The sequence below is a fragment of the Bradyrhizobium sp. Rc2d genome, from assembly GCF_900099855.1.
Taxonomy (GTDB): domain Bacteria; phylum Pseudomonadota; class Alphaproteobacteria; order Rhizobiales; family Xanthobacteraceae; genus Bradyrhizobium.
This window is the reverse complement of the sequence record NZ_FNCU01000002.1, coordinates 309,807-322,958: the sequence shown is the minus strand read 5'-3', so window position 1 is coordinate 322,958 and position 13,152 is coordinate 309,807. Positions and strand designations below refer to the sequence as shown.

General features: G+C 64.8%; 11 protein-coding genes. 4 read left to right on the top strand and 7 right to left on the bottom strand.

What is annotated here, in order from left to right; translation table 11 throughout:
• Positions 1 to 158: 158 nt before the first annotated feature.
• The 3 genes from BLV07_RS05950 (at position 159) to BLV07_RS47360 (ending at position 3,031) form a co-directional block, all read left to right on the top strand.
• Complete coding sequence (locus BLV07_RS05950; protein ID WP_176945365.1) at positions 159 to 1,142, top strand: hypothetical protein; 984 nt, start codon at positions 159 to 161, stop codon at positions 1,140 to 1,142.
• 93 nt (positions 1,143 to 1,235) lie between these two features.
• Positions 1,236 to 2,786: a hypothetical protein gene (locus BLV07_RS05945; protein ID WP_091881089.1), complete on the top strand. Its 1,551-nt coding sequence runs from the start codon at positions 1,236 to 1,238 to the stop codon at positions 2,784 to 2,786.
• A gap of 80 nt (positions 2,787 to 2,866) precedes the next feature.
• Positions 2,867 to 3,031: a hypothetical protein gene (locus BLV07_RS47360; RefSeq protein ID WP_176945357.1), complete on the top strand. Its 165-nt coding sequence runs from the start codon at positions 2,867 to 2,869 to the stop codon at positions 3,029 to 3,031.
• A 9-nt stretch (positions 3,032 to 3,040) separates the two neighbouring features.
• On the opposite strand, the gene BLV07_RS05940 is transcribed toward BLV07_RS47360, so the two are convergent.
• The 3 genes from BLV07_RS05940 to putA all read right to left on the bottom strand — a co-directional run bounded on the left by BLV07_RS05940 (position 3,041) and on the right by putA (position 8,176).
• On the bottom strand, positions 3,041 to 3,688 hold the full coding sequence (locus BLV07_RS05940; RefSeq protein ID WP_091881087.1) for a glutathione S-transferase family protein: 648 nt from the start codon (positions 3,686 to 3,688) through the stop codon (positions 3,041 to 3,043).
• Positions 3,689 to 3,855: 167 nt separating this feature from the next.
• The gene (locus BLV07_RS05935; protein ID WP_091881085.1) at positions 3,856 to 5,061 is read right to left on the bottom strand and encodes a CaiB/BaiF CoA transferase family protein; all 1,206 of its coding nucleotides are present in this window, start codon (positions 5,059 to 5,061) and stop codon (positions 3,856 to 3,858) included.
• Positions 5,062 to 5,176: 115 nt separating this feature from the next.
• Complete coding sequence (gene putA / locus BLV07_RS05930; protein ID WP_091881083.1) at positions 5,177 to 8,176, bottom strand: bifunctional proline dehydrogenase/L-glutamate gamma-semialdehyde dehydrogenase PutA; 3,000 nt, start codon at positions 8,174 to 8,176, stop codon at positions 5,177 to 5,179.
• A 114-nt stretch (positions 8,177 to 8,290) separates the two neighbouring features.
• Between putA and BLV07_RS05925 the strand changes: the two genes are divergently transcribed.
• Positions 8,291 to 8,752, top strand: coding sequence for an Lrp/AsnC ligand binding domain-containing protein (locus tag BLV07_RS05925; protein WP_018643717.1), 462 nt, complete (start codon positions 8,291 to 8,293; stop codon positions 8,750 to 8,752).
• A 174-nt stretch (positions 8,753 to 8,926) separates the two neighbouring features.
• Here BLV07_RS05925 and BLV07_RS05920 read toward each other — a convergent pair whose 3' ends face one another.
• The 4 genes from BLV07_RS05920 to BLV07_RS05905 form a co-directional block, all read right to left on the bottom strand.
• Positions 8,927 to 9,127 (bottom strand): cold-shock protein, encoded by a 201-nt coding sequence (locus BLV07_RS05920; RefSeq protein ID WP_008563500.1) that lies wholly within the window; start codon positions 9,125 to 9,127, stop codon positions 8,927 to 8,929.
• A 208-nt stretch (positions 9,128 to 9,335) separates the two neighbouring features.
• On the bottom strand, positions 9,336 to 9,644 hold the full coding sequence (gene sorB / locus BLV07_RS05915) for a SorB family sulfite dehydrogenase c-type cytochrome subunit (RefSeq protein WP_176945356.1): 309 nt from the start codon (positions 9,642 to 9,644) through the stop codon (positions 9,336 to 9,338).
• A gap of 12 nt (positions 9,645 to 9,656) precedes the next feature.
• On the bottom strand, positions 9,657 to 10,856 hold the full coding sequence (gene sorA, locus BLV07_RS05910; RefSeq protein ID WP_091881078.1) for a SorA family sulfite dehydrogenase catalytic subunit: 1,200 nt from the start codon (positions 10,854 to 10,856) through the stop codon (positions 9,657 to 9,659).
• 330 nt (positions 10,857 to 11,186) lie between these two features.
• Entirely contained in the window at positions 11,187 to 12,917 is a 1,731-nt protein-coding gene (locus BLV07_RS05905; protein WP_091881076.1) for an adenylate/guanylate cyclase domain-containing protein, read from the bottom strand.
• Positions 12,918 to 13,152: the final 235 nt, after the last annotated feature.

Genomic DNA, 13,152 nt, shown 5'->3' with positions numbered 1-13,152 from the left:
TTGCACGCCGCCACGCCGGTTCCACTTTCCCGGCCAAATTCGGCCTCGGACGAGTTCCTAAAATTTCGGTAAGCGGGTCCTAAGGTAAGGATTTCGCAAGCAATGAAAGTTACCAAAAGGTCAACCTAGACTGGAGTATTTGAGCCGTGAGCGAACCAATGCCCGAGCAGGCCGCCCTGGATCATGGCGCCGTCGAAGCCGCAGCGACCGCGCCGCAGGCCGTCGAGGCTGCCGGGATCGAGGCCCCCTCGATCGCACCCGACCACGAGGCACCGCCCAAGCCTGACCCGGTCAAGGTCGAGCCGCCAAAAATCGAGGCGCCGAAGTTCGAAGCCAAAGCTGAACACAAGACTGAGTCCAAGGCTGAACCCAAGGTCGAGCCGAGCCCCGGCAAGCTGATCGTGATGGCGCCCTCGGAGCGCTCGTGGGACCGCGAGGATTTTGCTCCCCACGTCAAGGCGGAGGAACCGCGCGAAACCGGCGGCAAGCGCCGCTTGTCGGCGATGGCCGCGGTGGTTGCGATTGCCGCTTGCGTCGGCGCGATCAGCGGCGCGCTCGCGACCGCCGGCATGATGCACTTTGCCGCCCCGGCCCCGGCGCCGGTTCAGGTCGCCGATACCAGCGCGCTGGATGCTTCCGTCGCGCGGATCGATGCCGACCTCGTCGCGCTCAAGGCCAATGTCGAGCACAGCTCGAAAACCGGCGTCAGCCAGCTCAACCGGGCCAACGACCGTCTCGACAAGCTCGAGAAGGCGCAGGCCGAGCCGATGGCCAAGATCGCCAAGCTCTCGGAGACGGTCGACAAGCTCCGCGCCGCGCCGCCGGCCCCTGCGCCGGCCGCAGCCGCCGCGCCCGCCAAGGAGACCACCGGCTCGATCGCACCGACCCAGGTCGCGACTGCCGCAGCCGCACCGGCTCCCGCCCCTGCCGCGCCCAAGACCGAGGTCGGCCGCCTGCCGACGATCGAAGGCTGGAGGCTGCGCAACGCTGCCAATGGCGGTGCGCTGATCGAGGGCCGCGACGGCCTCTACGAAGTATATCCCGGCGATCCCATCCCCGGCATCGGCCGCGTCGATGCGATCCGCCGCCAAGACGGCCGCTGGGTCGTCGTCACCAGCAAGGGCCTGATCGTCGCGCGCTGAGCGTCCGATATTCGATTTTCGAAGAGGCGCTTCACCACCATGTGAAGCGCCTTTTTGCTTGAATAGGCATCCCCGCGCGGTGTTACTGGAGGCATGAGCCGCGCGTTGCGAATTCTCGTTGCTGTCGCTGCATTGTTGGGCGGCGTCGTTTCGCTTTCGGCGGCGGAGAATGCGCAACTGGCGCGCGGCACGGCGATCACCGATCCCGATCTGTTGCGCCGGCTCGATCAGAGCGACGCGCTCACGATCGCGCGCCTGCTATGGCCGGAGCGGAACGCCGACGTTCCGCTCACGACCGACCTGCTGTTCTCGTCGCTGCCACAGCTCAAAGCGATTCCGCCGGCGATCGATGCGGAATTCGACCACTACATCTCTCGGTACAAGGCGACATATCCGGGCGAGACGATCGGCGTCGGCGAGGGTTTTGAAGTCCAATTGTTCGATCTCGCCAATCTGAAATCGCGCGACACGCGTTTCGTCCTCGCCGGCATCGTCAACCGCATGGACCGCGCCTATGTCTCGGAAGAGTCCTGCGGCGAGATCCGGCTGATCTACCGTCTCGCGCGTTTCGAGGGCAGGCCGGACGGCGGCAAGACCGCGACGCGCCTGCCGATGACGCTCAATCTGGTGATGAAGGCGCGCGACGCGCGCCAGACGAACGCGAACGGCAATCCCGTCAGCTGCGCCGAGATCGCGCGGCGCTGGCTCGACAATGGCGACTGGCAAGATTTGATCGGCAATCGCTTCTCCTCTGACGATGCCATGCTCGATCGTATCGAGACCAACGTCCAAGTCTCCGTCGCGCTGAAATCGGCGCTACACGATTTCCGCTCCGACTATCTGCTCAAGGTGTTCAAGTACGACGCTGCCACCAAGCAGTTCGAGGAATCGACGCTGGAGAACCAGATCGATCGCGACCGGATCCTTGGCGACGATGCGCTTCGGCGCGGCTTCAGGGATTGGTTGCTCGCGCCCGAAAATCTGCGCGAGTTCGATCGCGGCACGGTGCTGATCCCCGAGAAATTCCTGGCGACATCTGCGGTGGTGCCGACACCCGCCGGGCTCGATGCCTCCGCCTTGCAGCCGGAGTTCGGCATGATGCAGGGAGAAGGAAAAGCGGAGGGCAGGGACGATCCCGTTTTCAGCGATGACGACGTGGTCGGTGCCTTGAAACAGGCTGCCGGGCGCGGCATCGATCTGCAGAGCGTCCGCTCGGTCGCTGGCTTTCAGCGCCGCCTCAACGACGTCACCTGCGCCGGCTGCCACCAGACCCGCGGCATCGGCGGCTTCCATTTCCCGGGCGTGGATTGGCTCGCAGACAAGCCGTTCAATTCCACCATCGTGCCGGCCTCGCCGCATTTCTTCGGCGACCAGCTCCGCCGCCGCGACATCCTGACCGCATTCGCCGCGGGCAAACGCCCTGATTTCTCGCGCGGATTTGCCAGCCGACCGCAGACCCGCGGCAGCCGCGAGCTCGCTGGCACCGAATATCAGGACGGCTGGGGCGCGCACTGTTCCCTGCAAACTGCGGGATCGGGAACGGCGGACAAGAGTTTTACGTCATGGAGCTGTGCTAAAGGTCTCACCTGTCAGGCTGCCGCGGCCTCGCGCCGCATCGGCATGTGCTTCATCAAGACGCGTTAGCGCGTGATCCGAAAAAGTGTGTAGCGGTTTTTCGAAAAGATCCTGCGCAAGATAAAGCAACCAAGCGATTTGGATGACCCATGACGGATACGAGCGAGGCCAACAAGGAGCGCAATCGCGAGATCGCGCGCAATGAGGAAGCCAAGCAGGTCACCGGCAGCATCCGCGTCAGTATCTGGGCGGTCGCGATGGCAGTCATCATCGGTGGGATTTTGTTCACGCTCGGCTGGCTGGCGTTGCGGTAGCCGGCGTCCTCACTTCGCGTAATTCGTCATCCGTTTTCCGGGCAGTAGCTCATAGGCCGGCTTCCAGCCGGGCAGGGCGGCCATGCGGCCGAGCCAGGCGTGGATGGCGGGATGGCTTGCCGCGAATTCGAAGCCGTGCTCGTCGCTCGGATAGTGCAGATAGGCCATCATCGAGATATCGGCGATCGTCGGCCTTGCGCCGATCGCGAATTCATTGTGTTGGAGGTGTCCGTCGAGGATGCCAAGGAAATCCTCGAGCCGCCGACGAAAATGCTTCAGCACCTGCGGATCGTTTTTTTCGGTGAAGGCGCGCATGAAACGGTAGGTCGCCATGTAGCCGGTGAGCTTGTGGTTGTCCCAGAACAGCCAGCGCAACAGCTCGAACTTTTCCTCGTCCGTCTCGGCGCCGAAACGCCCGTACTGATCGGCAAGCTTGAGCAGGAGGGGCGCGGTCTGCGTCATCTTCACGCCGTCGATTTCGAGCACGGGGATCTCGCCCATCTCGTTGACGGCCTTGCGCCACTCCGCCGTGCGCGTGACGCCGCCGCCGAAATCGGTCCAGACCGGCTCGAATTTCTCGCCGCAAAGCGAGAGCATCAGCGCCAGCTTGTAGCTGTTGCCGGATTCGGGGAAGTAGTGCAGGCGATAGCTGGGCATGGGGACCTCACGACGACGAATGTGGTCGTGAAACTATATCGGGATAGTACGGCATCGTCATTGCGAGCGTAGCGAAGCAATCCAGCAATGCATCCGCGGATACAGTCTGGATTGCTTCGTCGCAAGGGCTCCTCGCAATGACGGTGTTCGGAGCGAGCGACTCGGCCTTACCCCACCGCCCCCTTCGCCCGCAGCTGCTTGATCGCCGCCTCGTCGTATCCCGCGCCGCGCAAAATCTCGTCACTGTGCTCGCCGACGCCGGGCGGCTTGCGCGGCTGGACCTTCCTGGCGCCATCGATCCAGATCGGGCTGTTGATGGTGAGCATGGTGTCGTTCTCGAACGGCACCAGCACCTCGTTGTCGAGCATCTGCTTGTCGTTGGGGATGTCGTCGAGAATGGCGACGACGCCGAACACGAGGCCATTGCCGTCGAGGATCTTGCGCCATTCGGCGAGATCCTTGGTCGCGAAGGTATCGTCCAGAATCTTGATCAGCTCGACCGAACGGGCGTGGCGGTCGGGCTTGGTGACGAAGCGGGGATCGTCGATCAGATCCTCGCGCCCGAGGCAGCGCGCCAGCGTCGGCCACTGCCGCTCCTCGTTGAGCAGGGACAGGATCAGCCAGCGGCCGTCCTTGCACTGGTAGTGGTTGGCGACCGCGTTCAGCGCGCGCTCGCGCGGGCGCCGCTCGCCGAACTTCGAGCCGCAGAGTTTCGCCTGCGCCAGCACGCTCGCCGCCCACACCCCGTTCGCCATCAGGTTGGACGCGACATGCGAGCCCTTGCCGGTCTTTTCGCGCTGATAGAGCGCGGTGACGATGGCGCCGTAGAACGCCATCGCGCAGGGATGGTCGCCCATGCCGGCGACCGAGCGGGCGGGTGTCGTGTGGGTATCGGCGCGGACGAGGTCCATCAGGCCGGAGCGCGCCCAATAGGCGTTGCTGTCGAAGCCGGGCTTGTTGGCCTCTTCGCCCTTTTCGCCATAGCCCGTGAAGGAGGCGTAGATCAGTCGGTCGTTGAGATGGGCGAGGTGGTCATAGGTGATGCCGAGCTTGGCGCGCACCGGCGGCGGCATGTTGGTGATGAAGACGTCGGCCTCCGCCACCAGCTTGTAAAGCACGGCCTGCGCTTCCGGCTTGGAGAGGTCGAGCGCGATGCTCTTCTTGTTGCGGGCCTCCAGCAGCCAGGCGAAATTGTGCTCGCCGGTCGGATAGCCAGGAAGGTTCGGCAGATTGCGGTAGGGATCCCCAGTGCCGGGCGGCTCGATCTTGACGACGTCGGCGCCGAAATCCGACAGCACGGTCGCGGCCGCGGGCGCTGCGATGAAGCTCGCGCAGTCCAGAACCTTCAGCCCCGCAAAAATGCCCTTTTCCATCGCGGCGTTGCTCCCTCGCTCTTGTCGTTTCCCGCGCGCTGGAATTGGCGCGAGCCCATCATGGGAGCATTAGACCGATGTTTCCGCGGGATGCAACGACGCCTGGCGCAGGGCCTCACTCCTCCCCCGCAAGCAACGCAGCATTGCCACCGGCTGCCGCGGTGTTGATGGTCACGGTCTGCTCGGTCGCAAAGCGCGCGAGGTAGTGCGGGCCGCCGGCCTTGGGCCCAGTCCCGGACAGGCCGTTGCCGCCGAACGGCTGCACGCCGACCACGGCGCCGATCATGTTGCGGTTGACGTAGATATTGCCGACCCGGACGCGATCGATGATCGCCTCGATGGTGTCGTCGATGCGGGAGTGGACGCCGAGCGTGAGCCCAAAGCCGGTGCGCTCGATCGCTTGCAGGACACGTTCTAGGGTCTCGGGCCGATAGCGGACGACGTGGAGGATCGGGCCAAACACCTCCTCGGTGAGCTGGCCGGCGTCCTTGAGCTCGAAGATGTGCGGCGCGACGAAGCAGCCCTCTGGTGCGTGGCCTGCAAAGTGCAGCCGCGCTTCCGTCTTCATCCGCGCGATGTGGGCATCGAGACGCTGCTTGGCCTCGCGATCGATCACCGGCCCGACGTGGGTTGCGACGTCGCTGGGATCGCCGATCTTCAACTCGCGCGCCGCGCCTGCGATCATCTCGATCATGCGGTCGGCGACGTCCTCCTGCACGAACAAGAGCCGCAGCGCCGAGCAGCGCTGGCCGGCGGAACGGAACGCCGAGGTCACGACGTCGTCGGCGACCTGCTCGGGCAGCGCGGTCGCGTCCGCAATCATGGCGTTGATGCCGCCGGTCTCGGCGATCAGCGGCACGATCGGCCCGTCCTTGGCGGCGAGCGTCCGGTTGATCTGGCGCGCCACCTCGGTCGAGCCGGTGAAGACGATTCCGGCGATGTCCGCATGCGCGGTCAGCACGGCGCCGATATGACCATCGCCGGTGACGAGATGCAGCGCGCTTTTGGGGATACCGGCCTCGTGCAGCAGGGCCACGGCCTCGCGCGCGATGCGCGGGGTCTGTTCGGCAGGTTTGGCCACAACGCTGTTGCCGGCCATAAGCGCCGCCGTGACCTGGCCGAGGAAGATCGCGAGCGGAAAATTCCACGGCGAGATCGCGGCGAAGACGCCGCGGCCGCGCATGGCGAGCGCATTGCTCTCGCCGGTCGGGCCCGGCATGGCGGCATCAACTCCGAACAGCTTGCGGCCCTGCGCGGCATAGTAGCGGCAGAAGTCGGCGGCCTCGCGCAACTCGGACAACGCGTCGTCCAGCGTCTTGCCGCCTTCGGCTTGCAGCAGCGCGATGAAATGGGCGCTGCGGCTCTCCAGCAGATGCGCGGCCTGCTCCAGCGCCGCCGCGCGCGCGGCTGCCGGCGTCCGGCTCCAGGCAACAAAGCCGGCGCGCGCCGCAGCCACCGCTGCGTTGGCCTGATCCGGCGTCGTGTCGGTGATGGGCATGAGATCGGCCGTCTCGGCCTTGACGTCGGCCAGCAGCCGGTCGAGCGCGGCATGCTCACCGAATTCGACGCCGCGCGAATTGCGGCGCTCCGGCGCGAAGAGATCGCGGGGGAGGGGAATCTTGGGATGAGCCGCCTGTTGCGGACGTTCGATGGCATCGGCCGGACGCTGCAACAGCGCCAGGACTGGCACGCGATAATCGGCCGCCTGGGCCACGAAGGAGGAGTTTGCCCCATTCTCCAGCAGCCGCCGCACCAGATATGCGAGCAGATCGCGGTGGCTGCCGACCGGTGCATAGGTGCGGTAGGCGATCTCGGGGTGATCCTTGGCAAGCTGCTCGTAGAGCGCTTCGCCCATGCCATGCAGGCGCTGGAATTCGAAGCCGCCGCTCTTCCCGGCAAGCTCCAGCACGGTCGCGACGGTCAGCGCGTTGTGGGTGGCGAATTGCGGGAAGATGCGCGGCCGCAAGCCGAGCAGTTTTGACGCGCAGGCGACGTAGTTCAGGTCCGTCATCGCCTTGCGCGTGAACACGGGATAGCCGTCGAGCCCGCGCTCCTGCGCGCGCTTGATCTCGGTGTCCCAATAGGCGCCCTTGACCAGCCGCACCATCAGCTTGCGGTCATGCGCGCGGGCGAGCGCCTCGACATAGTCGATCACCGCGCTCGCGCGCTTCTGATAGGCCTGGATCGCCAGGCCAAATCCGTCCCAGCCGGCAAGCGAGGGATCGGCGAGCGTTGCCGCGATCACGTCGAGCGACAGCTCCAGCCGGTCGGCTTCCTCGGCATCGACGGTGAAGTTAAGGTCATGGGCCTTCGCGCGTTGCGCTAGGTCCAGCAGCAGCGGCACCAGTTCGCGCATCACGCGTTCGCGGCTGATCGCCTCGAAGCGGGGATGCAGCGCCGACAGTTTGACCGAGATGCCGGGCCGGTCGGGGAGAGGATGGCTGCCGGCGGTCTTGCCGATCGTCTCAATGGCGCTCGCATAGGCGTCGAAATAGCGCGTTGCGTCCGCTGCCGTGCGCGCGGCTTCGCCGAGCATGTCGAAGGAATAACGCGGCTTCTGGCCGGAGCGCGGCCGGCCGCGCTCCAGCGCCTGCTCGATGGTCTCACCCAGGACGAAATGATTGCCCATCAGCCGCATCGCCTGGCGCGTGGCGGTGCGCACGGCCGGCGCACCGAGCCGCTTCACCAGCCGGCCGATGGTGCCATCAGGCGTCTCGCCGGGTTGGATCACCCGCGCCGAGATGCCAAGTGCCCAGGCCGAGGCATTGACCAGGAAGGCGGTGGATTTGGTCTCGTGATGAATGAAATCGCCCTCGCCGAGCTTGTCCTCGATGAATTGGTCGGCGGTGCGTGCGTCAGGCACGCGCAGCAGCGCCTCGGCCAGCACCATCAGCGCGAGCCCCTCCTTGGTCGAGAGCGCGAATTCTCGCAGCATGTCCTCGACCCCGCCGAGGCGATCGTCGCGCTTGCGGATCGCCTCGATCAGCCGCGTAGCGGTGCGGTCGATCCGCGCCTCCTGCGGCGGGGACAGATGCGAGGCCGGCAACAGGCGCGCGGCGATGTCACTATCATCGGGCGCGTAGGGGGCGGAGAAGGGCGGCGGAATGTTCGGCATGGCGTGTCCTGTGGCTGAAATCCAGGGTAAGGCCCGCGTTACCGTGGTTCGATGGACAATTTAACCGAATTGCCTTAGAAAATGAAGATCATTCCCTATTTTACCGCGTATAATATGGAACTTGATCGAATAGACCGGAAAATCCTCTCGATCTTGCAGGAGGATGGGCGCATCGCCAATGTCGAGCTCGCCGAGCGCATCGGGCTGTCGCCGACGTCGATCGGCGAGCGGCTGAAGCGCTTGCAGCGCGAGGGCTTTGTCGAGGGCTACGGCGCCCGGCTCAATCCGCACCGGCTTGGCCTCGGTCTATTGGTGTTCGTCGAGGTGCTGCTCGACAAGACAACGCCCGACAATTTCGAGCGTTTCGCGCGTGCCGTGAAGCTCGCGCCCGAGGTGCTGGAGTGTCACATGGTTGCCGGCGGCTTCGACTATCTTGTCAAGGCGCGGCTGGCAGACATGACCGCCTATCGACGCTTCCTCGGTGAGACCCTGCTGTCGATGCCGGGCGTGCGCGAGACGCGGACCTATGCGGTGATGGAAGAGATCAAGCGCGACGCACCGTTGCCGGTGGGTTAGCGAAGTGCTGTCGCGATTGTCATTGCTGTGGCGTTGAACGAGCGGTCGTCACGGAAAAAAATAGCTATCCCTGTGCAATCGCAACGCCTGTCGTCGAATGCACTGGCCGTCTTCTGAAATTTTTTTGGCCCCGCTCCCGGACAGATCCGGGAGGCAGCAATGGCTGGCGCGGGCTTATACTTTGAGGTTCTCTGCGGACGTCTTGCCCCGGTTTGCGATCTCTTCGTATTCCACCGTCTGTCCCTCGTTGAGGGTGGACAGACCGGCTTTCTGCACTGCCGAGATATGCACGAACACATCCTTGCCACCCGACGCAGGCTGGATAAATCCATAACCCTTCGTCGGGTTGAACCACTTGACCGTACCTTTAGCCATCACGACTTCTCCGCGGGTCTTCCTCCGAGATCTCGAACCGCCAGTCCCCGCCAACCGGCCGGTTCGGTCCTAACAGGATACGCGGAATGTGGCAGGCTTGGTAGCTCAAACCACATCGGCATTTCCCCGAATTCCGCTCAACTTCGCAGCGTTTTTGCCGGTTTTGCCCGTTTCGCGGTCAAATGGCCGGCACGCGGCGCGCCATCCGTCAATAAGTCGCGGCCAGATAATCGACGATCTTGCCGACATCGGCATCGTCGATCGGTGCGCCATAGACCTTGATCATCTTGGTCACCTCGGCCTGCCAGAAGGCCTTCTTGTCCTTCATCGGCGGCTGCGTGGCGATGTAGTCGGACGAGTGGCAGGCGCCGCAATTGCCCTGCACGACCTCGAGATTGGGCCCCGGCTTGAACGCCGCGACCTCGTCTGGGGTTTTGTAATTGACCGGCGCCGCAAGTGCCGAACCGATCACGGCGACGAGGGCGAGCGAGATGGCGAGGAGAACGGTGCGCTGCATGATCATTCTCCTTCAGGCCACGGTCACGCGTATGGTTTCGACGACATTGCGCAAATAACCCGCGGGGTTCCAGAGCGGCGTGTCCGGCTGGGTCTCGCCGCCATTGCTGGTGGCGCGGACCTTGAGATCGTGGCTGCCAGCCGCGAGCTTCACCGGCAGCTTCCATTCGCGGAACGAGTATTTGCCCAGATCCTTGCCGAGCTTGGCGCTGGTCCAGGTCTTGCCGCCGTCGGTGGAGACCTGGACCTCCTTGATGCCCTTGCCCCCATCGAAGGCGATGCCGCGCAGGGTCGTAGCTCCCGCCTTCAGCTTGGCGCCATCAGGGACGCTGGTGATGAAGGAGCGGATGGTGAAGCGGTTGATCGGGATCGTCGCCTTCGGCGCAGTGCCCGGTTCGACTGCATTGTCGGGCGTATCGGGGATGCGATAGGCCGACTTCATCCAGAAGCCGTCATAGACGTTGTCGATGACCGTGATCTCGTTGAGGTGCTTGACCCAGTAGGTGCCGTAATAGCCGGGCACGATCAGGCGCAGCGGGAAGCCGTTGAGGAACGGCAGGTCCTCGCCGTTCATGCCATAGGCCAGCATCACCTCGCCGTCGGTGGCGTGATCGATATCGAGCGCCTTGATGAAATCGGGCGTCTTGTCGTTGACCGGGCCGTCCATGCCGTTGAAGGTGACTTGCTTGGCGCCGGCCTGCACGCCCGCCATCTCCAGCACCGCCTTCAGCGGCACGCCGCGCCAGCGCGCATTGCCCATGGCGCCGTTGGCGAGCTGGCCGCCGGCGACGCGTGGCTCGAAGAAGCCGCGGCTGTTGCCCGAGCACTGGTTGACGGCGACGATCTCGGTCGCCCTCATCTTCTTGATGTCCTTCAGCGACAGTCTTAGCGGCTTGTCGACCTTGCCCTTGACCTCCAGCGTGAACTTGTCGGGATCAAGATTGTAGGGCATGTCGGAGAGATGATAGCGCACGAAGAAGGCGTTGTTCGGCGTGATCGGGCCGTCGTTGAACACCGCGAACGGCGTCTCGAGCTGCGGCGGCCGGCTGGTCAGGCCGATCATCGGCCGCTTCTGCGGATACTTCACCAGCGGCCGTTCGCCATTGGCAAAGGGCAGGGTGACGGTGTCGAGCGCCAGTGCTTTGGCTGAGCTCAGTGTGGCCGCAAGTGCGGAAAGACCCGCTCCCTTGAGCAGGTCGCGTCGATCGAACATTCTGGTCCCCTCCCGGAGCTTTTCGTTGGATCACGGTCATCACCGCGATCCCGCGCTCAACTGTCGCAACGATTTGGACGAAGTCAATTCGTGCTTTCGCAGCAAGCCCATGCCGCTGCGTTGCAGCAGGCCGGTGTTACGTGGTGATGAGAGGGAGTCGTGTAACGGCAGCGACGGTGCACTCCACCTCTCCCGCTTGCGGGAGAGGTCGGCGCGGAGCGCCGGGTGAGGGCTCTCTCCTCTGGGGGATTGTCCCGTTGTCGAGGCACCCTCTCCCCAACCCTCCCCCGCAGGCGAGGGAGGGAGCGCACTCCCCCTGAGGCTTGCGCCTTAAGCTGCGACCCGCACGCTCCCGTCGACCAGCGCCGTCAGCTCCCTCGCATCCGCGATGACGCGCACCGCCATCGGCTCGTCGCGGCCGCGGATCGCGACCTCCTGCTGCGGCAGGGCGTGCTCGGCAAGGCCGGCGGTGCGGCGGACTTCCTCCGACACGATTGCCTCGCAGGCCAGCGTCTTGGTCATGTCCTGCAGGCGGGCCGCGACGTTGACGGCATCGCCGAGTGCGGTGAAGACGATGTGATCGCGATAACCGATATCGCCGATGATGACCTCGCCGCCGTGGATGCCGATACCGAAGCGGATCGGCTGGCGCAGATCGTGGCTCAGGAGTTCGTTGAGCTCGTCGATATGCATGGCGATCGCCGCGGCCGCCTTCAGGGCCTGCCGGCAGGCAGTTTGCGGATCGGCCGACAGCCCGAACAGCGCCAGCATGCCGTCGCCGACGAACTGGTTCGGCTGACCGCCGTTCTCGATCACCGCCTGCGACACCGCGCCGAGGAAGCGGTTGACGATGAAGACGGTGTCGAACGGCAGCCGCTTCTCGGCAAGCTGCGTCGAGCCGCGCATGTCCACGAACAGGCTGACGAGATAGCGCTCCTGGCCAATTCTGGCGGGCGTCGAAGCCTGCGCATTCGCGGAGAGTGTGTGCGGGGTGAAAAGCTGAAAGAAGGAGAGGTCGGACGTCGGCCGCAGCTGGCAGGCGAGCCTGATCGAGGGATCGCTGGTGCCGACCCGGGTCAGCACGAAGGCCTCGCGCTGCGACGGCTCGGGCAGGGCACCATGGTCGCCGATGATGCGGATGCGGCAGGTCGAGCAGCGGGCGCGGCCGCCGCAGACGCTGGCATGCGGCACATTGTGGCGCAGGCTCGCTTCCAACACCGACAGTCCCTTGGGAACCCGCACCGTCTTGCCGTTGCCGTAGGATAGCGCGATCATGCCGCCGCGCCGTTCGCGCAACGCGCGCACGCCGCGCGCCGCCAGCGCCAGTCCGAGCAGGCCGAAATAACCGACGGTGAGGCCGCCGGTGATGCGGTCGAGCGTATTGCCTTCCGCGACCGTGCCGACCTGGCGGCGGGTGAGATTGTGCGTACGCCATTCTCCATCGTCGCTCTCGACGGCGATGCTACGGCCGCCCTGATAGATGCCGAGCAGCGACAGCGTCGGGATCAGCACGGCCGCCGCGAGCAGATAGGGTGCCGCGCGCGTGAAGAACGGTTTGAGGCGAAGCCAGAAGAAGATGCCGATGCAGCCGTGCACCCAGGCAATGAGAAGCAGGATCGTCATCTGCCAGAGCCGGCCGGGCGATGCGACGAAGAACAGATAGAGTTCCTGCGGATACAGCTTTTGGTGTCCGTACAGCGTCTGGCCGAGCCGCACCCCGATCACATGCGCCATGACCAAAGCGGGGATGCTCAAGCCCAGCACCAGCTGGAGCGGCTCGATCGTCCGCCAGCGGAACTGCCGGCGCTGGTACAGCGCATAGAGGCCGAGCCCCATATGGGTGAGTGCGGCCGTGTAGAACACGATCGCGACGGGGAGGAACTGCCAGAATAGGGTGTGGTAGTAGACCCCGGCCTCCATGGCATCGACCGAGATGTTGCCGAGCGCATGGTTGAGGAAATGGCTCACCACATAGGAGAACAGGATGATTCCACAGATCAGCCGCACCTGCCGCACGCTGGTGGCACGGACGACGGACATCTGTATGGGAGCGGTGGCCATGATTCGGTTGTATCAGTTCATGAAGGAGAACAGCCAGCGTAGCGTTTAATTCCAGGGCTGGACAGGTTGTGAGGTCACAGCCGCGGCAAGGTTACGGAATCGTAGGGTGGGCAAAGGCGCCTTGGCGCCGTGCCCACCATTCCGCGTCCTTCCGCTCCGCCGTCGTCCCGGACAAGCGCGCTCCAAGCGCGCGCCGATCCGGGACCCATAATCACAGAAAGATGTTGTGCGACGG